Raw genomic sequence first — 21,689 nt, forward strand, 5'->3', positions numbered from 1 at the left:
CGATGGCAGCAACACTTTTACCTTCAGAAAACAACCTGAACCTAACGACTCTGGAAACTCAAATGTTGCAATTAGCTTTATCACAAGCTGAAACCGTGGGTGAACTGACAGCTTTGATTATTAATCATACCCATTTAGAGATTATGCAAGCCTTTGAACAACTTTCCTCTGTTCAGCAACAGCGAGTACAGGAGCTTTGGGAAGTCAAAATTTCTGAAGGCTGGAAATAATTAATTAAATTCTGATGTCCAACTTCCACAGCCCTCCCCAAAAATCATCACTTCCGGGTCAGAATGACCCGGAAGTTCAGGATACCCCCTATTCCGTGATTGAGAGTGAACATATCTCCCCTACGAGATCGGATTTTCTGCGGTTTTTGGGAATCGTCAGCGCCCTAGGACTGTTAGTCGGACTGTTGTTATTTGCCAATGGGTTGAGTGTAATTACCATCATTCTGATCACTTTGCTGGTGATCATCATGGTGCTTTGTTGGCGCTATCCCCGCCAAGGATTATGGGCATTTTTAATTTATTTACCCTTTGCCGGGACGATTTCCTATTGGGTGGGTAACGATCATTTTCTATTTCATTTAGCCAAGGATGGACTGTATATTCCCGCCTTAATTGGTTTGGTTGTGGAATTAAGGAAAAAAAAGTTACCCCTGATTAATCCCCCGCAACTTAAAATTCCTCTGTTAATTTTATTTGTCATTGCGATTGTCACCTTGATTGCGGTTAATGGTGTCCTACAAAAACACGCCACCCCTGATAATCAACCCTTTGCCGTAGGACTATTTGGCTTAAAAGTTTTAATGGGATATATTCCCCTGATCACCTGTGGTTATTATCTAATTCGCCATCGTCAAGATCTGGAATTTTTTACTCGCTTACAAGTAATTTTAATCTTAATTTGCTGCATCTTAGGATTAATTCAATTTGGATTAATTATTACTGGATACTGTCCTGATAATACGGGTTTACCCGAACATTTATTATTAAGGGCAAATGTGCAGCGAAAATGTTTGGTGGGAGGTGCTTTAGGATATTTACCCGCAGAAAATTTTATTCGTTTACCCGGAACCTTTGTTGCCCCCTGGCATTGGGCTTGGTTTTTAGTTTCGGGTACGTTTTTCTGTTTTGCTACATCCTTTAGTGATCCCAAATTACGCTGGCGTTTAATGGGTTTATTCACCTTGGCTTTAGTGATACTGAATGCCATTGTTTCTGGTCAAAGAACAGCCCTTTTAGCCTCTCCATCGATTGTGATTTTACTGCTGGTTGCCACCAGTCACATTTCCAGAATGAAGCGGCTTTTAGTGATTGTTTTGGGGATGGTTGTTTTTGTGGTAGGAACCTGGATTATCGTACCCGAAGTCATGACCGAAAGAGTTGATAACTTTATTGGACGTTGGAATGCCGATCCTCCGGCGGTATTTTTAACCAAGCAAACTAACTTTAGTTTGAAAGCCCATCGAGGCTTTTTAGGTAATGGTTTAGGGGAAGCCACAACTTCCGCCCGCGGGTTAGGAAAAACCCGATTGATTGAAGCCTACTATCCTAAATTGTTCTATGAAATTGGGCCATTTGGAGTGACTGCTTTTTTGTTCTTAGTGACTAATATTACGGTTTTAGGGTTTAAATCTTATCATCAACTACAGGATCATAGTCTGTGGGGCTATGGAATTACTTTCTGGATTTTTATTGTTTTAATTAGCTATAATCCCTACTGGTATCCTCTGGATACCGATCCGGTGGCGGTTTATTATTGGTTTTTAGTCGGTGTACTTTTCAAGTTACCTAAAATTCAACAGCAAGAGCAGAAAAAAGATCAGCCAGAGGTGTATATTCCTGATTAATATTGTTTTGATAAACCCTTAGACAAATGTTAATCAGATCACAACTCAACGGGCTTGAGTCAAATAGCAAAAAAATGTTATGATCACAGATTATATTTTGATATGAAGGATTATTAAAAACGATACCCGATACTATCGCTGCCAGAGAAACTCCACCCCATACTAGCAAGAAAAATCAACATGGGTTTTCATCCGCTGCCTGTAGTGATTTAGCTATGCCCTAAATCCATCCCCTATCTTATCTGATTGACAAATGAATCATTATAACCTTGATCCCACAAAAACGGAAGATATTCTCATCGTTGATGATACCCCTGATAACCTCCATTTATTGTCCCGAATGTTGACCCGTCAGGGATACAATGTGCGTAAAGCCTTGAGTGGGCCAATGGCGTTAACGGCGGCCCAAACCGTTGCTCCCGACTTAATTCTCCTAGATATTATGATGCCGGAGATGGATGGTTATCAGGTTTGCCAACACTTAAAAGCGGATGCGAACACCGCCACCATTCCGATTATTTTTTTGAGTGCTTTAGATGATGTTCTCGATAAAGTTAAAGGTTTTCAAGTTGGGGGGGTGGACTATATTACTAAACCATTTCAGTTTGAAGAAGTCTTAATCCGAGTTCAAAATCAATTGGCTTTACGAGCCGCAGAATTAGAGATTCGGGTCTTGAATGCGGAATTAGAAGCCCGGGTTAAAGAACGGACTCAGGAACTAGAAGCAGCCAACACTCAACTATTAGAAATGGCACTTCATGATTCCTTGACGGGTTTACCCAATCGAGCTTTACTGATGACGGATTTACGCCGATCCATTCATCTGGCTAAAGCCGATCCGAACTATCAGTTTGCGGTGTTATTTTTAGATTGTGATCGCTTTAAAGTAGTGAATGATTCCTTGGGTCATTTAGTCGGGGATGAACTCCTAATTTTAATTGCTCATCGTCTTAGCTGTTATGTTAAACCCCAAAATACATTAGCTCGTTTGGGGGGCGATGAATTCGCGATTTTATTAACAGAAATTCCCAACTTTCATGATGTAACCACACTAGCGGATCAGATTTTACAGTGTTTTTCTCAACCCTTTAACTTAGAACGACACGAGATTTTTATTAATGCGAGTATTGGTATTGTCATCGGGAATTGTGACTATAACGAACCGGAACATTTACTTCGAGACGCAGATACAGCGATGTACCGAGCCAAAGCCCTGGGCAAAGGACAATATCATCTGTTTGATCCGGCAATGCACACCGCAGCTTTACAAAGATTACAGTTAGAAACTGATTTACGTCGAGGTATTGAACAAGAGGAATTAGTTGTTCATTATCAACCAATTATCTCTTTAAATACAGGCAAAATTGCCGGGTTTGAAGCATTAGTTAGATGGCTCCATCCCAAACAGGGGTTAGTGGCGCCGAATCTATTTATTCCCATTGCTGAAGAAACAGGTTTAATTACGGCTATTGGCTATTGGGTTTTATCAGAATCTTGTCACCAACTGCGGACTTGGCAAGAACAATATTTAATAGATCCGAATTTATTTGTGAGTGTTAATTTATCCGTTAAACAGTTTGCTCAACCCAATTTATTAGAACAAATTGATCAAGTTTTAGAGGATAGTCAACTTTCCCCCGACTGTTTAAAACTAGAAATTACTGAAAGTGCAATTATGGACAATCATAAGCACGTTGCTACTATTCTCAAAGAACTCAGAAAACGTCATATTTTAATTAGTATTGATGATTTTGGTACAGGTTATTCATCTCTGAGTTATCTGCATTCTTTTCCCGTTGATACCCTGAAAATTGATAAATCCTTCGTCCAAAGACTGAACCTAGAATCGGAAAATATCGGCTTAATTCCTGTGATTATTAGTTTGGCTAAAACCATGAATATGAATGTCGTTGCTGAAGGTATTGAATTAGTTGATCAATTGGAAATACTCAGGGAATTAGACTGTGGATTTGGTCAGGGATATTTCTTTGCCAAACCTCTACCTGGAGAACAATTGATCAAGTTTTTATCCTCAACTCCCCAGTGGTAAACCATGAATCAAGATAATATTGGTTCTCATAGCAATTTGCTGATTGTGGATGATGAACCTGATAATATTCGAGTTTTATCTGCCTTGTTAAATCAACATGGCTATTATGTTCGTAAAGCCCTAAACGCGCCCATGGCACTGATAGCGATTGAGAGTCTGAAACCGGATTTAATTTTATTAGATATTCGGATGCCGGGTGTTAATGGGTACGAGTTATGTCGTCAGCTAAAATCAAATTTAGAAACCTATGATATCCCGATCATTTTTATTAGTGCGCTGAATCAAATTGAGGATATTATGCAAGCGTTTTCTGCTGGAGGGGTAGATTATATTACCAAACCTTTTAAAGTGGATGAGGTCTTGGCTCGGGTCAAAAATCAGTTGACCATTTGTGACTTAAAAAAGAAACTTATAGAACAAAATCAAAAACTGTTACAACAAAATAGCCAATTAGAACAAGAAGTCCGAATTCGTCAAAAAGCGGAAGAAAACTTACAAACAGTTAATCGTCAATTACAAAATTTAGCGTCCTATGATAGTTTAACAACCCTTGCTAACCGTCGTCATTTTGATGAATATTTTGCTGACACTTGGAAACAAATGCTGGAGGAACAACAACCTCTTTCTCTACTGTTATGTGATTTAGATTGTTTTAAAAATTATAATGATAATTACGGACATCCTGCCGGAGATATTTGTCTAAAATTGGTTGCCCAAGCCCTTGATCGATCAGTGATTAATACTCGGGATTTAGTTGCCCGTTATGGTGGAGAAGAATTTGCAATTATTCTACCGAATACAGATTTACAAGGAGCGCTGAAAGTAGCTCAAACCATCCAGGAGGAAGTTCAAAAATTAAAAATTGATCATAACTATTCAATGGTTAATTCTATTGTTACCCTCAGTATTGGTATTTCCTGTCAAATTCCCCAACCGGATACATCGGCTGAACATTTATTAGAAATTACCGATCAGGCACTTTATGAAGCCAAAGAAAAAGGACGAAATCAATATTGTGTTAAAGTCTAATTAAAAAATAAAGATTACTTTTAACTCCCAATTATCCCCGTCTCTGATAATCTCAATTGTTTTAATAAATTCTCGAAAATAAAATCTTCGTTCAGTTTCCGATAAATCTAACCAAAACTGCGGAATACAAACTGCCTGCGCCGTTTCTTTTAAATTAACCGGGGGAAGTTCGGCTAACTTTCCTTGTAACCGAGAAATTTCTATCCGCAGTTTATAACTTCTTAAATCTGCTGTTTCTAAATCTAATATTCCAGAAGTTAATAAATCTGGAATTTGTAATAAAATCTCTTGTTTTTGATGAATCTCCTCCATAATAACCCGTTTAATACTCTCTAAATCCGGTAAATTTAAACCAGAAACCGCCTGTGGTAAATCTTGACAAATACGTTCAATTGTCAACTCTAATCCCCTTTCATAAGATAACGCTTTACACTTAAAATTTCTCGGACAATTTATCGGACGTAAATATAAATATTCCCTTTCTTGGCGATAGGTGGTGACTCGGGCAACGGTCATTAAAGATTGACATTCTCCACACATTACCAACCCCGCCAAAGAACGTGGCGCACTGGCTGTCCGAGGAGGCAATTGTTGATTTCTCCGTAATAATCGATCCACCTGGGCGGCTTCATCCCGGGAAATAATTGAAATATGGGTATTAGAAATAATTTCCCCATTTTTATATTCTAAATCTCCTCGATAAACGGGATTTGTTAACCATCTTCTTCCCGTTGTTACAGATATTTTTTTCCCATAACGTTTTTCTAAATACCGCACCGCACCCCGCAAAGATCCATAAATTAAAAACCGATCAAAAAACTCTTTAACAATCGGTGAAACACTCCGATCTAAGATATAACGTTCTTTTCCCCGTCGATATCCATAGGGAGCTTTTCCCGGGGGAGGCAAGGCTTTAATTCTATTTTTAGCGTGTCCGTGACAAATGCGACGACTGCGTTGGCGGGTTTGAATTTCCAGAAATAATTGGATTAAATCAGAGCGATTAATTTTGCCCACGGTGGTATTAAAATCGGACTCAATGGCAATAATATTAATCTGAAAAGATTCTAATTGTTGTAAGCGATCACCCACTTCTAAAACCGAGTTTCCTAACTCCTCTAACCGTCTAATTAATAAATAATCCGGTGGTTCTAAATCACAATCTTTTAACAGGTCTGCGAGTTCCTGTCTTCCCCCCAAATCCTGATAAACCCGATCCACTTCCCATCCCCAAATCATTCGATCAGGAGGCTGTTCAAACAGAGGATCAGTATAACAATAAGCAATAATTTTCATACTTCATTTAATTCAATAATATTGCCGTCGGGGTCTTTTGTAAACAATGCAGTGCGACCGGAAGCACTCATTTGAATCAAACAATTATGAGTGATTAACTGTTGTTTGGCTTCCTCTAAATTATCAACAGAAAAAGCTAAATGTCGATTTCGTCCCCATTTCTGATTATTAACTTGATCGTTAATAACAGTTTCAGCTTGAATTAAATGAATTTGAAACTCACCAATTTGATACCAAATTCCCGGAAAATTTAACGGACGTTCAACCTTTTTTAAGCCCAAAACTTGACTATAAAAATGTTCTGACTGTTCTAAATTAGACACTAAAATAGCAGTATGGAGATATTGATTGATTTGCATTATATCCCAAAATTTTGACAAAGTTCTTCAATAGATTTCATGGGTAAATAGAGTGATTGTCAATTAAAACAAATACAGTTGAGACTCGCCTTTTGAGATCCTGAGATGCTTGTTTACGAATATAGTTATCTAAACTATCCTTCCCACAACAGAAACCGGAGCGAATATGCTGACGAGTGTTGAGGGGTTCAATTTTGAGAACCATTAGATATAATTTCCTGTTTATATCGTAGCGCTGCGGCTTGAAGTGCATGATTAGGTTGAGGAGAATGGAGAACTGCATCGACAAACGCTTCACTATCCTCAATACTCAATTTCAGGGTTTGGTGTTTCTCTATGACTCGGTAAGCTTCCGCTTGAAGACTTGCGACAACAAAATCAGTCAGAGTGCGTCCCTCTAAATCGGCGGCTTTCTGCAACAGAGCTTTAATTTCTGGACTCAGACGAGCTTCTAACCTCGCCATTGATTTTTGATCAGTGTTAGTCGCCATAACTAATTAAACCCCCATTTCCTAGGTATGATTTATTCTCATAATAATGGATACGATCACTGGTTGCAAAGTTTTAAGAGTCGTTTCAATCGTTTTAATTATAATCCAAGGTGGGGGCTACCCACCCGGGTTTTAATTTTTAAACAGTAAACTGGCGTTACTGGCACTGACATACTCTAATACTTTTTGCTGAAGGTCAGTTTCGATCTCTTTTTGACTCACAGGTTGAGGATACAGGGAGAGAATATCTGTAATTTCTTTAACACAGGCTGATAGGCGTTGAATATGTTTGGGTGTAATCTTTGTCTCCGTACTTAATTCAAATAATTCTGGGGTAGTTTGTGCAGGTTCAATGGCTAATTTATCCTCCTCTCTTACACAGGTTCCCCCATCACAATCAATGTGTAATTCATGTTGATAATGGTTAGGAATTGCCCAGCCTCTTTGCCCTGCGTGTTCATGACCTAAACGTTCATTTTCAATATATTCACTCGCGGATTCATAACGGTGTTCATGCCAATAGGGAACGGTAAAATAACCAAAGGATTTGCGATATTCCTCAGAGTCTACCATCTCTGAAACCAGTGCACCAACACCACGGCGAACTAAAATATCATCCCATTTCTGAATTTCTTCATTACTTCTCGGTGCTCGTCCCAAAAAATGTTTACAAGCATTTTCAATGAATTTCATATTAGAGCTATTCTCGTAAAAATGCTCTAAATAAACAGAACGAACTGCTAGACTTTTTAAAAAATGTCGAATCCCGATTTTTCCCTTGATAAAATCCTTCTCTAAATCCGCAAGTTGCTTGTGTTCAAACTCATAAAGTTGACGTTCTATTACTTGCTGATAAATTTGTTTTAAAACAAACTCTCTTTCTTCTGGGGAAGCGTCATGACGAGTTGTAACCGGTTGAGTTAGGGACATAAATTAAACTCCTGTGTGCATCAATACTCAAAGTTAAGTTGAAGTGATTGGCGATGAAATGATCAGTAGCTTGAAATTAAATAAATAACACCCTGATATTTTTTTCTATGAAAAAATCTGGATTAAACCCCACTTCTTTGAACATTAGCGAGGAGTTTAGGGGGAGTATCTAAAACTTCTAAAATAATGTCCATATAGGGCTTTAATAGTTGATTACACACACTAGGCAATTGTTCTTGTAAGGTTTCTTGAAGATAGGTATAGGCTTGTAGACATTGGGTATTTTTTTCGTGGGCTGCCAAAATATTGGCTAACCATAACATTAAAGATTCCTTAAAAAAGTGCGGGTCATCGCGTAATAAAGCCACGGACATCAGACACATCGTCATTGACATATCATACACACAGCGTTTTGAATGCTTTTCCATGATTTCTGGATGGGAAAACATGAATTTCTTCAGGGCTTGTTTGATTAAACCTGCCGATTTCACCCGTAGAACTTCATAGGTTTTGGTGCGAGCATTTAAAGTCTGAACGTACTGATGCAGAGGCTTAAGTTCTGCATTGGTCAAATATCGTCCGTCACATTGGAGAATTAAGTCATCCCAGGTCGAATTAATCGTCGGCATTTTACTGTCCTCTGTATAGCCAGAATCCTACCTTCTAATTTGATACAAAATTCAATATAAGTCAAGAAAATGATGTGATTTTTAATATAAACTATAGATATCATCTGACCCAGTACCCGACATTTTTTGCCAGACGACTGACTTATCCTGCAATTGGCAGTGTCCCTAAACCTGTTTAACCATCTAGGAGGCAATTTTGAGATAAACTATAATTTGTTGAGGTGCCATCAATATCTGAGTTATGCCATGAAAGGAATTGCTTTCGTGATTAAAATTGGGTTGATTCTAAGTTTAATAGTGGGCTGGATATTGCCCGCTAATGCGACCAATTTAAAAACAATTAAACAATTAATGGAAACCAAAGATTGTCATTCATTTATTTGGAAATATTGTAACTTATCAGGGGCAAATTTACAAGGATTAGATTTGTCAAATACCAACCTATCAGGAGCTAATTTAAAACAAGCTAATTTGAGAGAAGCCAACTTAAAATATGCCAACTTATCAGGAGCCGATTTAAGACAAGCCAACTTAGCACATACTAATTTATTGAGAGCAAATCTGAACAAGGCTAAATTATCTGAAGCTAATTTAACCCAGTCGAGCCTATTAGAAGTGAATTTAACCCTAGCTAATCTCAGCTATGCTAATTTGGAAAAAGCTAAATTATTAGGCGCGAGATTATGGGGGACAAATCTAAGTCAAGCAAACTTGACCCATGCCAGTTTACGGGGAACAAATTTACAATATGCTAATTTAGAAAACAGTAACTTGAGTTTTGCCGATGTCAATAGTTTATTGTTTCGAGATGCTACTCAATTTACTAATTTTAGTAATGCCAATTTACAAGGCGCAAATCTGGAAGGAGTTAACTTAGAAACTGTGATATTACAAGGTGCAGTTATGCCAGATGGTTCAATTCATGAATAATCATCAAAGGTCAAAATAGGTTATAATATTAAAGGAAACAAACTGTTGATTTAATTTCATGCTGGAAACTCTACAAATTAAATTGTATGAACTGGCACAACTAGCAAATAATCTGGTTCAAACTCAACTGAATCACCTAAGTTTTGTCAGTATTGGCGTTATTTTTTTTGCGGGTTTATTAACCAGTTTAACTCCTTGTATGCTGTCAATGTTACCGATTACCATTGGTTATATTGGGGGTTATGAAACCGAAAATCGACTCCAAGCAGCAATTCAATCCCTCTGGTTTGCATTGGGACTAGCTACGACCTTAGCTGGGTTGGGAATTTTAGCATCTTTTGTCGGACAAGTGTATGGTCAAATTGGTTTGGGTTTGCCCATTATTGTAAGTTTAATTGCAATTTTAATGGGGTTAAATTTATTAGAAGCTCTACCGCTACAATTACCCGCTTTTGATACCATAGGCTGGATACCTAAAGCCGTTCCCCATCACTTAAAATCCTATTTATTAGGGTTAACCTTTGGGTTAGTGGCTTCTCCCTGTAGTACCCCCGTTTTAGCTACCTTATTAGCCTGGGTTTCAACCACAGGAGATATCATTTTAGGAGGGGTTTTATTGTTAGCCTATGCGGTGGGTTATGTCGCGCCACTGGTATTAGCAGGAACCTTTACCGCCACAATTAAAAAGTTACTAGAAATGCGAAAATGGTCAAGTTGGATTACACCCACCAGTGGAGTTTTATTAGTTGGATTTGGTGTATTTTCGCTATTGTTTAGATTTTTACCTGTTACTTAATTTAATTAAAGGGGAATAAAAATGGATACAGAACTTTCACTATTACAAAAAATAATCAATGGAGAAACAGCCATTCAAAAAATGATTAAGAAAGAGATTTTACCCCTTTTGTCAGATTTACGACTAGCAATTTTATTGTTATTAATTATTGCGATTTTCAGTATTTCAGGGACACTGCTAGAACAGGGACAATCCCTTGAGTATTATCAATCTAATTACCCTGAACATCCGGCTTTGTTTGGCTTTTTAACCTGGAAAGTTCTTGTATTTATTGGACTTGATCATGTTTATAGAACTTGGTGGTTTTTATCACTTTTAGTATTATTTGGTAGTAGCTTAACAGCTTGCACCTTTACCAGACAATTACCTACTTTAAAATCAGCCCGTCGCTGGACATATTACGATAAACCTAAACAATTTCAAAACATCGCTTTAAGTGCTGAATTAACCACAGGTTCATTAACAGCTTTAGAACCTTTATTAAAAAAACGTAATTATTTAGTCTTTCAAGAAGGTAATAAACTTTATGCGAGACGGGGACTGATTGGTAGAATTGGGCCGATTATTGTTCATGCTAGTATGTTAATAATTTTAGCGGGTTCTATTATTGGTTCTATTACTGGATTTATGGCTCAAGAAATGGTTCCAGGGGGGGATATTTTTCAAGTTAAAAATATCCTAGATGCGGGACAATTTTCTCAATCTCAAATTCCTAAAGATTGGTCAGTTAAAGTGAATCGGTTTTGGATTGATTATGATCCTGAAGGCAGAATTGATCAATTTTATTCTGATTTATCGGTATTAAATCAACAGGGGGAAGAAGTGGATCGCAAAACTATTCACGTTAACGAACCTTTGCACCATCAAGGTGTGACTTTTTATCAAGCAGATTGGGGTATTGCTGCCCTGCGGGTGCGAGTGAATAAAAGTCCTGTATTTCGCTTACCAATGGCACAACTAGACACCCAAGGAAAGGGCAGAATTTGGGGAACTTGGATTCCAATTAAACCGGATTTTAGCGCGGGGGTTTCTGTTTTAGCTAGGGACTTAAAAGGAAATGTATTAGTTTATAATGGCAAGGGTGAATTAGTTTCAACGGTTCGCGAGGGAATGTCTACGGAAGTAGATGGGGTGACGGTATTTATTGATGAAATTATCGGGAGTACGGGATTACAAATCAAAGCTGATCCGGGGATTCCGATTGTTTATTTAGGGTTTGGGTTATTAATGATTAGTGTGATGATGAGTTATGTTTCCCATTCTCAAATTTGGGCTTTAAAAGAAGGCGATCGCTTATATATTGGGGGGAAAACTAATCGGGCAAAAGTTACTTTTGAACGGGAAATTGTCGCCATCTTAGATGATTTAGATAATCTGGATCAAAATAATTCCCTTTCGTTAGGAAATTTGTCGGAAAATCCTCAAAGTTAACAGATATAAACCCTGTTTCTGGTCAAAAATATGACGGAAATTCTTCAAAATCAAGCCTTATTATTTCTTAGACAAGCCCTAAATAATCCTACGGCTAATTTTAGAGATGGACAATGGGAAGCGATCGCCGATTTAATCCAAAATCGTTCTCAACTTCTCGTTGTTCAACGCACAGGATGGGGTAAAAGTTTAGTCTATTTTCTCGCAACTCGGCTGCTAAGAGATCAAGGTTCAGGCCCGACTTTATTGATTTCTCCCCTATTAGCATTAATGCGAAATCAAATGGTAGCGGCTGAACGAATTGGGGTGAAAGCTGCTACCATTAATTCAGATAATCAAGAGCAATGGGATACCATTCAAACGCAACTATTAGCAGGACAGATTGATCTTTTATTGATTTCTCCAGAACGTCTTGGAAATGAAGACTTTAGAAACAATATTTTAATTCCAATTTCTCAAAAAATCGGTTTATTTGTTGTCGATGAAGCCCATTGTATTTCCGACTGGGGACATGACTTTAGACCCGATTATCGTCGCATTGTTAGAATTTTACAAGCTCTCCCAAAAACTATTCCCGTTTTAGCTACAACCGCTACTGCAAATAATCGAGTTGTTGAGGATATTAAAACCCAACTGGGAGACAATTTACATATCTTCCGAGGAGCTTTAAATCGGAATAGTTTAAAACTCCAAAATATTCACCTTCCTAACCCCGCTAGTCGTCTGGCTTGGTTAGCAGAAACCTTACCCCATTTACCCGGAAGTGGAATTATTTATACCCTCACGGTTAGAGATGCAGAACAAGTGGCAGAATGGTTACAAACGCAAGAAATTGATGCTAAAGCCTATCATGGAAAATCAGAATCACGGGAACCTTTAGAAAATCAACTTTTGAATAATGAAATTAAAGCGTTAGTAGCAACAACTGCTTTAGGAATGGGTTTTGATAAACCCGATTTAGGGTTTGTAATTCATTATCAAAGACCCGGTTCCGTTGTCCATTATTATCAACAAGTAGGACGGGCAGGAAGGGCCGTTGAACAAGCTTATGGGATTCTTTTGTGTGGCGATGAAGATGATGATATTATTAATTATTTTATTCAAACAGCCTTTCCACCAGAAGCCCATACTCAATCGATTTTAAATGCTTTAAATCAATCTCAAAATGGTTTTTCAACTCCTGAACTTGAACAATATTGTAATTTATCCAGAGGACAAATTGACAAGGTTTTAAAGTTACTTTCTTTAGAATTTCCCAGTCCAGTTGTTAAGCAAAAAACGAAATGGTATGCGACAGCAATTGATTATCAATCTAACCGCCAAAAAATAGAACTATTAACTCAAATTCGCAGACAAGAACAAGCTCAAATGCAAGATTATATGAACAGTAAATCTTGCTTAATGGAATTTTTATCAACAGCCTTAGATGATCCCTATGCTCAACCCTGTGGAAAATGTGCCGTTTGTTTGGGTCAACAATTATTCCCTGAAACTGCTGCTTTAGAAAGAGTTAATCAAGCCATTAAATACTTAAAACGGTGTGATTTAATTATTGAACCTCGCAAACAATGGCCGTCAAAAGGAGCCTTACAAATTTACAACTTTTCAGGTAACATTAAACCAGGGTTCAAGGCAGAAATTGGACGAGCATTATCTCTTTGGGGGGATGCAGGTTGGGGAGAATTGGTCAAAATGGGAAAATATCAAAAGGGTTATTTTGATGATGCTTTAGTTTTGGGTGTAATTGAAATGATTCAGCGATGGCAACCTCAACCGATGCCAACTTGGGTAACTTGTGTTCCTTCCTTAAATCGTTCTGAATTAGTACCGAATTTTGCTCAAAGATTAGCAGAAAAATTGGGTATACCGTTTCTTCCAGTGGTACAAAAAATTCGCCCAACTCAACCTCAAAAAACGATGAGTAATAGCTATCAACAAGCTCATAATTTAGATGGTGCATTTCAAATTGATCTGGAAAATATTCAAAAAGGTGCTGTTTTTTTAATCGATGATTTTGTAGATTCTCGATGGACATTAACTATCATTACCGCCCTATTACGTCAAGGAGGAAGTGGTCAAGTTTTTCCCCTCGCTTTAGCTCTAAATTCCTTATCTCAATCTAGTTAAATTTAAGCCCCATGCTGAACCATCAATTACCCCCCGATACCCAAGCAATTTTATTATTATGTGCCAGTTTTAGTCAAAATCGCAAAACCGAACCCCAACCGTTAACTTTAAGTGAATATAATACGTTAGCTAATTGTCTGCGACTACAGCAATTAACACCAAAAAATTTATTAGAAGAAACGGCTAAAAAACAACTATTAGAAATGATCATTCCTCTTGATCCTAACCGAATTATTTCCTTATTAGAACGGGGAATGATGTTAAGTTTAGCGGTGGAAAAATGGACAAGTCAAGGGTTATGGATATTGGGGAGAAGTGATCCTGAATATCCTCGCTGTCTTAAACAAAAACTTCAACATTTAGCTCCAGCAATTTTATATGGTGTGGGGAATTTTGAACTACTTTCTCAAGGTGGTTTAGCGGTGGTGGGTTCCCGTGATGTTGATGAAGAAGGACTCAATTATACTGATTATATTGTTCAAACTTGTGCAGAACAGGGAATACCAATTATTTCAGGTGGGGCGAGAGGAGTTGATCAAACAGCGATGTTAGTGGCTTTAAATGCAGGAGGAAATGTTGTGGGAGTCCTGGGAGATAGTTTAGCAAAATCGGCGGTTTCTAGCAAGTATCGCCACTTTATTAAAAGCGGAAATTTAACCTTAATTTCTTCCTATGATCCTGATGCTGGATTTAATGTGGGTAATGCTATGGGACGGAATAAATATATTTATGGATTATCAGATTATGGGTTAATTATTAGTTCTTCAGTAGACCAAGGAGGAACCTGGGCGGGTGCAGTTGAAGCGTTAGAAAAAATCAAAACTGTTCCAGTATTTGTGCGAATGCAAGGAACAATACCAGACGGAAATCAACAGTTAATAAATCGGGGAGCTAAACCTTTTCCTGAAATGCCTTTTAATCGTCCACTTCAAGAACTTATAACTGATGTTATTGCAATGGATCAAGATGCTTTAATTTCTATTCCTCATTCAGAAATAGATTTAACGTTATCTCCCCAAACTGAAAATGAACTTAAACCCGCTTCTGAAAATAGCGAAATTCAGAAAGATACACCCGTTTATCCTGTTTCTCAAACTATTTATGAAGCAGTATTACCCCTAATTCTCGGTCAACTTGAACAACCAAAAGATGCCAAATCTTTGGCTGAGTTATTACAAGTTAGACTTTCTCAAATGCAAGATTGGTTGAATTTAGCAGTTAGTCAAGGAAAGGTTAAAAAGAATAAAAAACCCGTGACGTATGAACTCAATCGAGATGTTTCTTTATTATCATTTATTTCTAATAAATAGTCCAATGCCGTATGATTTGCTACAAATTTATTGTTTGGACACAGGTTAATAATAAAAATGCGATCGCATTTCAATAATAATTAACAATTCAACCGTAGGGGCGGGTTTCGAGACCATCTGGAATTATTAGTAATTATCTCCCTAAACCCGCCCTCTATTCTCAGGAGATCGCATTTAAGAGTATTAGAATAAACTAAACTACACCCGCTTGAAAAATCTGGTTTGCTGTGAGGTTCAAATCTGGAAAAGTTGACGACACAATGCGATCGTTCTCTCGAAACTTGACGATTTGATATTCACCGTCAACCAAGTTACAGATAGAAATTGTCGGTTGTTTGGGATTTCCAATAAAATTGCGTCCGCCCAACGCAGCATAATCAATAATCCAATATTCCGGAATACCCATCTCCTCATAATCGGCATATTTCAAATAGTAATCATCTCGCCAATTGGTTGATACAACCTCAATTACTAAAGCTATTGATGCACCTAAACTGAGGGTAGATTGTTTTTGCCATAATGTTTCGTTCGCCAGATTTGTGCGATCAAGCACCAAAACATCAGGGAAATAACCAGAGTCTTTTTCAGGAGGTCTAACTATCACTTGGCGGGGGATACCATAGGGTAATCCCAGACGTTTAATCTCAACAGGAATTTCGATGCTAAGAAAACTGATAACTTCCTCGTGTTCGCCTACTGGTTGTGCCATCTCAACAATATCTCCATTATGCAGTTCGTAGCGTACCGCCGAATTTTCTGGCAGCCACTCCACAAATTCCTCGAAGTTTACGAGTTTGGTTAAAGCTTGAGTCATAGGTTTTGAGAATTACCGATAATATAAATTATATCTCTAAGTTCTATTACCTAAACAAGTCCAGAACCTTTAAGTAAATTATAAGCGCGATCGCACCTCCCCAAAAAAGCGATCGCTGTTTTCTTCATAAGCAAACGATCATCTATAAATTTATAAAAACTAACAGAAAACTTATTCGATCAAACAAGTTTATGATATAATGAATACTCTACATATAGTAATTGAGTAATTAAATCACCATGATCGCTGAACTTATGGTACAACCTTCCTACTGGATTGATAGTGAGATTTCGATTCAGAAAGTCAGAAATCTTTACTTATTCAAATTTACGGAAAATCTGCAAGCTAGATTAGAAGAACTGGCTGAGGGAAAAAAGGCTAATCTTTTGACTTCAGAAGAGGTTGTAGAACTAGCAAGTTTACTAGAACTAGATCGGATTTTTACCTTAATTAACGCTAAAGTTATAGCAGCCTCATGTCCATAAACCGTGCTACTCGAAATTTAGTCAGAAGTAGAGCTAGTTTTCTTTGTGAATATTGCCATTCTGCGGAAGAAAGTAGCTCTACTTTATTTACGATCGATCATATTTTACCTCGATCAATTGGTGGTAGCGATGAACTCGAAAACTTAGCTTTAGCTTGTCATCGCTGTAATAATAATCGTTATAATTTTATTACTGGTACTGACCCAGAAACTGAACAGGAAGTAACTTTATTTAATCCTCGTCAACAGCAATGGCTCGATCATTTTATCTGGTCTGCGGATAGTTTAGAAATAATTGGTATTACCCCAACAGGCAGAGGGACGTGCGCTCGATTAGACCTTAACGATCAATATCATAATGAAAGGGCGATTATCAAAGCTCGTCGTTTATGGATTAGAGCCGGGTGGCATCCTCCGTCTAGCGATCCTCGCCTTCAAAAATAGTGATCGCATTTGCTAAATCGGAAGTGCGATCGCTTTTAAGACGGGCGGGTTTAGCAGGATTATTGGTGAGAATTCAATATTATTGCGGAACCCGCCCCTACATTTTGTTAAAAAAATGCGATCGCATTGGCTAAATAATTAACAATTGAACCGTAGGGGCGGGTTCCGAGACCCTCTTTAATTATTAGTAATTATCTCCCTAAACCCGCCCTCTATTCTCAGGAGATCTCATTTAAGAGGGTTTAATAAGATTATAGCTAATAATTCAATATTATTCCTAAACCCGCCCCTACAATTTGTTAATAATTGTTAAAAAATGCCGATCGCATTTCAAGAATAATTAACAATTGAACCGTAAGGGCGGGTTCCGATACCATCTGGAATTATCAGTAATTATCTTCCAAAACTCGCCCGATCCTTCTAAGGCGATCGCATTTTTTAACCTCTGATCAATTTTATGGTTTGAATACAGGTTAATAGTAAAAATGCGATCGCATTTAAGAGGGGCGGGTTTGGGAATATTATGGGTTAGTATTGAATATTGTTGCGGAACCCTCCCTTACAATCTTATTGATAAATGAACTGGTATATGATGTATTCATCTTTTATTTATTAGGGAATCAAAGGGTATTGTCGTATTAGTTCTTTTGATGTGTTGTTTATTTGTTGACGATATCTATCGGGGCAAAGAGTGTGCAGACTTGCCAGCATTATTGCAGAACCTTCCAGGTTATCCCCATAACGGTTACCTCCTAAACTGTCAATAACCACCAACACCAAATTATCAGAACCCTGATAATTACAAATTGATTGAGCAAATTGGTATTTTTGTTCATTAGATAAGTGGCTCCATAAAAGTATTCCACCAATCCTATAATATGCACCATTAAAGCCATATAAAGTATTTGCTGCTTTAGCATCAATTTGCTGTCCTAATGATGAAGATCTATTATCAGCAAGTGAAAAAGAGGGAATATGGGAATTTTTAGAACTGCTAAATAGAATTAAAGAAGATGTTGGAACCTCGGAAGATACAGTTAAGCTCAAGCCATAACTAGGTAATATTCCTAGAGTTATAATATTTATGGTGATCAGGGAAATAATTTTTACAGAACGGAGCATAAGTTTAAGTCTCCTTAAATCGGTTAATTTTACGAAAACGGGTATACAAGTTGTGAATAATTCAATGTTTTTGATCAAGAGTAGGCTAATCATTAGCTACAGTAAGCAGTTAATTATGACCCTACTCCGTTAGTCTAAGGTTGTTGCTTAGATATTCCATCTGTAACGGCTAGAGCAATGGGTAAAATAAAGACATATTCAGATAATTTCTGATTAAATACACCATCTATCTGAGATTTTCCTTCCTGCTGTATCTTTGATGGATTTTTACCTAGAGCAGAAACAGCTAAATAGTAAACAGAATCTTTCCCTAAAGTAGCTTCTAACCTTTGGATTAACCGAACTTCTGCCAACTGGTTTAGGGATACTTTGAAAGCAGGAACAGCATCTTCCCCTAACGCATTCCCCATATTTAATAAACACTTCCGCACTTCATCAGACATCATCCTTCCCATGTCTTTTTGCTGTAAAACTTTACTCTTTTTAGCAGAAGTCTCTTTATTATCTTTACTCTTGAAGTTATAGCCTGTTCCTCCCAGTGAACAGAATCCATCAAAAGACTCATCATCCAGTTTATCAAAGTTTGACGGCACAAAAATATCTTGATTGATCATTTTTTCGTAGAAACTGTTAAAGAATAATCGGTCTTGTTCTCCATCTTGTTTAGCATAGGTGAAGTTAGGTGTATAATAAAGTGAATAAAAGTGAACAAAACCGATTTTGCTCCTGATTTACTGGCTACTAAATCCTGCTGAAACAACAATTAATCAATCCAATATCGTGCGATGGATACTCAAAAAACTGAACAAATAGTTGCATCTATCAATGAGATTGTTCTTAACAAACGGGGAACATCCTTGAAAGATGTTCGAGTGGATATTCTGCGTGGATCATTGAATCAACAGGAGTATTTTAAAATTGCTCGTACTAACAACAGAAGCCTAGATAGTATAAAAAAAGAAGCGTCTTTACTCTGGAAGCTATTGAGTGGAGTTTTTGATGAAAAAATTACAAAAACTCGTTTAGAAGTGTTAAAGCGGAAGGTTGCTTATTTATCTACTTCTCATCATTCTTCTAATTTATATCAAGATTGGGCGGATGTACCGGATGTATCTTATTTTTTAGGACGAGAAACTGATTTAAACACCCTGAAACAATGGGTGATCCAAGATCATTGTCGTCTGGTGGCGGTGGTGGGACTTCCAGGGAAAGGAAAAACCAGCCTTTCTATAAAATTAGCAGAAGAAATTAGGGGAGAATTTGAGGGAATTATTTGGCGATCGCTTTTAAATTCTCCTCCAATTCAGGATATTATTAAAGACTGGATTTTATTTTTATCTCATCAAGAAAAGACTGATTTACCAGATAGTTTAGATCAACAAATTTCTCTATTAATTTCTTATTTAAAACAACGCCGATACTTATTAATCTTAGATAATATTGAGACGATTATCGCCACAGAAACTCACATAGGAAAATATAAACCCGGTTATGAAGACTATCAACAATTATTAGAAAAAATTGCAGTAGTTTCCCATCAAAGTTGTTTAATTTTAACCAGTCGGGTCAAAATTAGTCATTTAGAAAAATTATTAGGTCAACATCAACCTGTGCGTTTTTTCCAGTTGGAGGGGTTAACCCTTGACCCCGCAAAACAACTATTTCAAGAAAAAGGTGAATTTTTAGCCACTGAAACGGAATGGGAAACCTTAATTGATGTTTATAAGGGAAATCCTTTAGCCTTAAATTTAACCGCTTGTCATATTCAAAACGTATTTGCGGGGAATATTAGCGAATTTCTCAACACCGAAAACTTCTTTTTTGACAATCTACGACAATTATTAGATTGGCATTTTCAATCTTCTTCTGCTGAAGAACATCAGATTTTATTTTGGTTAGCGATTTACCGAGAACCTGTTTCAAGGGTAGAATTAAACAGTAATTTTGTTGCCAAGATTTCTCGACAACGTTTATCGAATTATTTAGAGTCCTTACACCTAAGAATGTTGCTAGAAAAAACAGCTAATCAACAGTGTTTTACCTTGCAACCTGTATTAATGGAATATGTCACGGAAAAATTAATTGTCGCTATCACTCAAGAATTAATAACCGGAGACTTTAATCTATTTAATAGTCATGGGTTAATCTTGGCTACCTCTAAAGATTATATCAGAACTAGCCAAATTAGAACGATTATTAATCCGATTATAGACTGTTTATTAGAAAAATTTAAAACCGTCTCTAATTTAGAGAGTCATTTAAAAAAATTAGTAAGTCAAGCTCAAGAGCAATATCCCCTAACTCCAGGTTATATTGGGGGAAATTTGATTAATATATTCTGCTATTTACAGACTAATCTAAACGGTTATAATTTCTCTAATCTTACCATTTGGCAAGCTAACCTACAAGGGGTTAATCTACAAAACGTTGATTTTTCTAATTGTTATTTTAAAAATACCGTTTTTACTCAATCTTTCGGCGGAATTCACTCCTTAGCTTTTAGTCCTGATGGCACAGTTTTAGCCGCCGGAGATTCTAATGGTTATATTCGGTTATTAAATCCAGAAGATGGACAACCTATTCTAACTTTTGGTAAACATAAATGGTGGACGGTTGCACTAGATTTTAGTTCCGATGGTGAAAAATTAGTTAGTAGTAGTTTACATCATACTGTTAAACTTTGGAATGCCAAAACAGGTCAATTGTTAAAGGATTTAGAGGGACATACCCAATGGGTTTGGACAGTTGCTTTTAGTCCTGATAATCAAATCATAGCCAGTGGAAGTGATGATAAAACCATCCGACTCTGGGATGTCGAGACGGGGGATTGTTACAAATGTTTGAAATATCCGACAGAAAAATATCAAGGTGGGATTTGGACAATCGCGTTTAGTGGAGATGGCGTATATTTAGCCAGTGGCGGTCAAGATACCACGATTAAAATTTGGAATCTTAAAACCGATGAATTGCAAGTTTTAATAGGACATCAAAGTTGGGTTTGGACAGTTATTTTTCATCCTAATTCTTCGATTTTAGCCAGTGGGAGTGATGACCAAACGATTAAAATTTGGGATATTCAAACAGGAGAATGTTTGCAGACTTTACACGGACATAACAATAAAGTTCGGTCAATTGTGTTTAGTCCCGATGGTCAATTTTTAGTTAGTGGTAGTGAGGATAAAACCATCAAAGTATGGGATTTAGATCAGGGAAAATGTCTCCATACCTTATTCGGACATCAAGGTTGGGTTTGGTCAGTTGATTTTAGTCCCGATGGTCAAACTATCGCTAGTGGAAGTGATGATTCTACTTTAAAATTATGGGATTTCCACACTGGAAAATGCCTCTATAGTTTAGAAGAACATAGCAATACTGTTACATCCGTTATGTTTAATCCTAACAGTGAAATGTTAATTAGTAGCAGTGAAGATGGAACGATTAAGTTTTGGCAAGTTCAAACCGGAAAGTGTTTGAAAACTTTAATTATTCCCAACTCTTATACTAACATGAATATTACAGGAAATCAAGGGTTAACCGCAGGTCAAAAGGAGTGTTTAAAAGCGTTAGGTGCTGTAGAAAATTAGCTAATCTG

At 37.2% G+C, this 21,689-nt stretch carries 21 protein-coding genes; 13 read left to right on the forward strand and 8 right to left on the reverse strand.

Annotated features, from left to right (window positions below):
* Positions 1-2 precede the first annotated feature (2 nt).
* From AC2D3N_RS09740 to AC2D3N_RS09755, 4 genes are all read left to right on the forward strand, one after another.
* Entirely contained in the window at positions 3-230 is a 228-nt protein-coding gene (locus AC2D3N_RS09740) for a hypothetical protein (RefSeq protein ID WP_079677044.1), read from the forward strand.
* A gap of 14 nt (positions 231-244) precedes the next feature.
* A complete protein-coding gene (gene hpsL, locus AC2D3N_RS09745; protein ID WP_484693489.1) occupies positions 245-1,855 on the forward strand; it encodes a hormogonium polysaccharide biosynthesis protein HpsL in 1,611 nt (536 codons plus the stop codon).
* A 253-nt stretch (positions 1,856-2,108) separates the two neighbouring features.
* Positions 2,109-3,905: an EAL domain-containing response regulator gene (locus tag AC2D3N_RS09750; RefSeq protein WP_484693490.1), complete on the forward strand. Its 1,797-nt coding sequence runs from the start codon at positions 2,109-2,111 to the stop codon at positions 3,903-3,905.
* Between the two features lie 3 nt (positions 3,906-3,908).
* Positions 3,909-4,934 carry a diguanylate cyclase domain-containing protein gene (locus AC2D3N_RS09755; protein WP_079677041.1) on the forward strand — a complete coding sequence of 342 codons (1,026 nt, stop codon included), beginning with the start codon at positions 3,909-3,911 and terminating at the stop codon, positions 4,932-4,934.
* Here AC2D3N_RS09755 and AC2D3N_RS09760 read toward each other — a convergent pair whose 3' ends face one another.
* From AC2D3N_RS09760 to AC2D3N_RS09780, 5 genes are all read right to left on the reverse strand, one after another.
* Complete coding sequence (locus tag AC2D3N_RS09760; RefSeq protein WP_079677040.1) at positions 4,935-6,230, reverse strand: recombinase family protein; 1,296 nt, start codon at positions 6,228-6,230, stop codon at positions 4,935-4,937.
* Entirely contained in the window at positions 6,227-6,589 is a 363-nt protein-coding gene (locus AC2D3N_RS09765) for a VOC family protein (protein WP_079677039.1), read from the reverse strand. Before AC2D3N_RS09765 ends, AC2D3N_RS09760 begins: the two co-directional genes overlap by 4 nt.
* A gap of 188 nt (positions 6,590-6,777) precedes the next feature.
* Entirely contained in the window at positions 6,778-7,080 is a 303-nt protein-coding gene (locus AC2D3N_RS09770) for a type II toxin-antitoxin system TacA family antitoxin (protein ID WP_079677038.1), read from the reverse strand.
* Between the two features lie 132 nt (positions 7,081-7,212).
* A complete protein-coding gene (locus AC2D3N_RS09775) occupies positions 7,213-8,010 on the reverse strand; it encodes a phycobilisome rod-core linker polypeptide (protein ID WP_484693491.1) in 798 nt (265 codons plus the stop codon).
* A gap of 122 nt (positions 8,011-8,132) precedes the next feature.
* Positions 8,133-8,639 carry a globin family protein gene (locus AC2D3N_RS09780; protein WP_079677036.1) on the reverse strand — a complete coding sequence of 169 codons (507 nt, stop codon included), beginning with the start codon at positions 8,637-8,639 and terminating at the stop codon, positions 8,133-8,135.
* 246 nt (positions 8,640-8,885) lie between these two features.
* Between AC2D3N_RS09780 and AC2D3N_RS09785 the strand changes: the two genes are divergently transcribed.
* The 5 genes from AC2D3N_RS09785 (at position 8,886) to AC2D3N_RS09805 (ending at position 15,233) form a co-directional block, all read left to right on the forward strand.
* Entirely contained in the window at positions 8,886-9,569 is a 684-nt protein-coding gene (locus tag AC2D3N_RS09785) for a pentapeptide repeat-containing protein (RefSeq protein ID WP_144017649.1), read from the forward strand.
* Between the two features lie 58 nt (positions 9,570-9,627).
* Positions 9,628-10,365, forward strand: coding sequence for a cytochrome c biogenesis protein CcdA (locus tag AC2D3N_RS09790; protein WP_484693492.1), 738 nt, complete (start codon positions 9,628-9,630; stop codon positions 10,363-10,365).
* A gap of 81 nt (positions 10,366-10,446) precedes the next feature.
* Entirely contained in the window at positions 10,447-11,796 is a 1,350-nt protein-coding gene (locus AC2D3N_RS09795) for a cytochrome c biogenesis protein (protein ID WP_484693746.1), read from the forward strand.
* Positions 11,797-11,826: 30 nt separating this feature from the next.
* Entirely contained in the window at positions 11,827-13,923 is a 2,097-nt protein-coding gene (locus tag AC2D3N_RS09800; RefSeq protein WP_484693493.1) for a RecQ family ATP-dependent DNA helicase, read from the forward strand.
* Positions 13,924-13,934: 11 nt separating this feature from the next.
* Complete coding sequence (locus AC2D3N_RS09805) at positions 13,935-15,233, forward strand: DNA-processing protein DprA (RefSeq protein WP_484693494.1); 1,299 nt, start codon at positions 13,935-13,937, stop codon at positions 15,231-15,233.
* A gap of 193 nt (positions 15,234-15,426) precedes the next feature.
* Here the strand turns inward: AC2D3N_RS09805 and AC2D3N_RS09810 are convergent, their stop codons facing one another.
* Entirely contained in the window at positions 15,427-16,047 is a 621-nt protein-coding gene (locus tag AC2D3N_RS09810) for a Uma2 family endonuclease (protein ID WP_484693495.1), read from the reverse strand.
* Positions 16,048-16,286: 239 nt separating this feature from the next.
* Here AC2D3N_RS09810 and AC2D3N_RS09815 point away from each other — a divergent pair, with 239 nt between their 5' ends.
* From AC2D3N_RS09815 to AC2D3N_RS09825, 3 genes are read left to right on the forward strand one after another with little or no spacing between them, the layout of a single operon-like run.
* Entirely contained in the window at positions 16,287-16,532 is a 246-nt protein-coding gene (locus AC2D3N_RS09815) for a hypothetical protein (protein ID WP_193871594.1), read from the forward strand.
* Positions 16,523-16,975: an HNH endonuclease gene (locus tag AC2D3N_RS09820; protein ID WP_484693496.1), complete on the forward strand. Its 453-nt coding sequence runs from the start codon at positions 16,523-16,525 to the stop codon at positions 16,973-16,975. The genes AC2D3N_RS09815 and AC2D3N_RS09820 overlap by 10 nt, the downstream gene beginning before the upstream one ends.
* Positions 16,975-17,109 carry a hypothetical protein gene (locus AC2D3N_RS09825; protein WP_484693497.1) on the forward strand — a complete coding sequence of 45 codons (135 nt, stop codon included), beginning with the start codon at positions 16,975-16,977 and terminating at the stop codon, positions 17,107-17,109. Before AC2D3N_RS09820 ends, AC2D3N_RS09825 begins: the two co-directional genes overlap by 1 nt.
* 478 nt (positions 17,110-17,587) lie before the next feature.
* Here the strand turns inward: AC2D3N_RS09825 and AC2D3N_RS09830 are convergent, their stop codons facing one another.
* Both AC2D3N_RS09830 and AC2D3N_RS09835 read right to left on the reverse strand, forming a co-directional pair.
* Entirely contained in the window at positions 17,588-18,097 is a 510-nt protein-coding gene (locus tag AC2D3N_RS09830) for a hypothetical protein (protein ID WP_484693498.1), read from the reverse strand.
* Between the two features lie 134 nt (positions 18,098-18,231).
* A complete protein-coding gene (locus AC2D3N_RS09835; protein ID WP_484693499.1) occupies positions 18,232-18,711 on the reverse strand; it encodes a hypothetical protein in 480 nt (159 codons plus the stop codon).
* A 171-nt stretch (positions 18,712-18,882) separates the two neighbouring features.
* Between AC2D3N_RS09835 and AC2D3N_RS09840 the strand changes: the two genes are divergently transcribed.
* The gene (locus tag AC2D3N_RS09840) at positions 18,883-21,681 is read left to right on the forward strand and encodes a WD40 domain-containing protein (protein ID WP_484693500.1); all 2,799 of its coding nucleotides are present in this window, start codon (positions 18,883-18,885) and stop codon (positions 21,679-21,681) included.
* Positions 21,682-21,689: the final 8 nt, after the last annotated feature.

This window comes from Planktothrix sp. PLAVEN19ND (assembly GCF_057220675.1).

Bases quoted from the DNA above. Each gene is read 5' to 3' on its own strand.
- AC2D3N_RS09740 (WP_079677044.1), top strand. From the start codon at position 3: ATGGCAGCAACACTTTTACCTTCAGAAAACAACCTGAACCTAACGACT.
- hpsL (WP_484693489.1), top strand. From the start codon at position 245: ATGTCCAACTTCCACAGCCCTCCCCAAAAATCATCACTTCCGGGTCAG.
- AC2D3N_RS09750 (WP_484693490.1), top strand. From the start codon at position 2,109: ATGAATCATTATAACCTTGATCCCACAAAAACGGAAGATATTCTCATC.
- AC2D3N_RS09755 (WP_079677041.1), top strand. From the start codon at position 3,909: ATGAATCAAGATAATATTGGTTCTCATAGCAATTTGCTGATTGTGGAT.
- AC2D3N_RS09760 (WP_079677040.1), bottom strand. From the start codon at position 6,230: ATGAAAATTATTGCTTATTGTTATACTGATCCTCTGTTTGAACAGCCT.
- AC2D3N_RS09765 (WP_079677039.1), bottom strand. From the start codon at position 6,589: ATGCAAATCAATCAATATCTCCATACTGCTATTTTAGTGTCTAATTTA.
- AC2D3N_RS09770 (WP_079677038.1), bottom strand. From the start codon at position 7,080: ATGGCGACTAACACTGATCAAAAATCAATGGCGAGGTTAGAAGCTCGT.
- AC2D3N_RS09775 (WP_484693491.1), bottom strand. From the start codon at position 8,010: ATGTCCCTAACTCAACCGGTTACAACTCGTCATGACGCTTCCCCAGAA.
- AC2D3N_RS09780 (WP_079677036.1), bottom strand. From the start codon at position 8,639: ATGCCGACGATTAATTCGACCTGGGATGACTTAATTCTCCAATGTGAC.
- AC2D3N_RS09785 (WP_144017649.1), top strand. From the start codon at position 8,886: ATGAAAGGAATTGCTTTCGTGATTAAAATTGGGTTGATTCTAAGTTTA.
- AC2D3N_RS09790 (WP_484693492.1), top strand. From the start codon at position 9,628: ATGCTGGAAACTCTACAAATTAAATTGTATGAACTGGCACAACTAGCA.
- AC2D3N_RS09795 (WP_484693746.1), top strand. From the start codon at position 10,447: ATGATTAAGAAAGAGATTTTACCCCTTTTGTCAGATTTACGACTAGCA.
- AC2D3N_RS09800 (WP_484693493.1), top strand. From the start codon at position 11,827: ATGACGGAAATTCTTCAAAATCAAGCCTTATTATTTCTTAGACAAGCC.
- AC2D3N_RS09805 (WP_484693494.1), top strand. From the start codon at position 13,935: ATGCTGAACCATCAATTACCCCCCGATACCCAAGCAATTTTATTATTA.
- AC2D3N_RS09810 (WP_484693495.1), bottom strand. From the start codon at position 16,047: ATGACTCAAGCTTTAACCAAACTCGTAAACTTCGAGGAATTTGTGGAG.
- AC2D3N_RS09815 (WP_193871594.1), top strand. From the start codon at position 16,287: ATGATCGCTGAACTTATGGTACAACCTTCCTACTGGATTGATAGTGAG.
- AC2D3N_RS09820 (WP_484693496.1), top strand. From the start codon at position 16,523: ATGTCCATAAACCGTGCTACTCGAAATTTAGTCAGAAGTAGAGCTAGT.
- AC2D3N_RS09830 (WP_484693498.1), bottom strand. From the start codon at position 18,097: ATGCTCCGTTCTGTAAAAATTATTTCCCTGATCACCATAAATATTATA.
- AC2D3N_RS09835 (WP_484693499.1), bottom strand. From the start codon at position 18,711: ATGATCAATCAAGATATTTTTGTGCCGTCAAACTTTGATAAACTGGAT.
- AC2D3N_RS09840 (WP_484693500.1), top strand. From the start codon at position 18,883: ATGGATACTCAAAAAACTGAACAAATAGTTGCATCTATCAATGAGATT.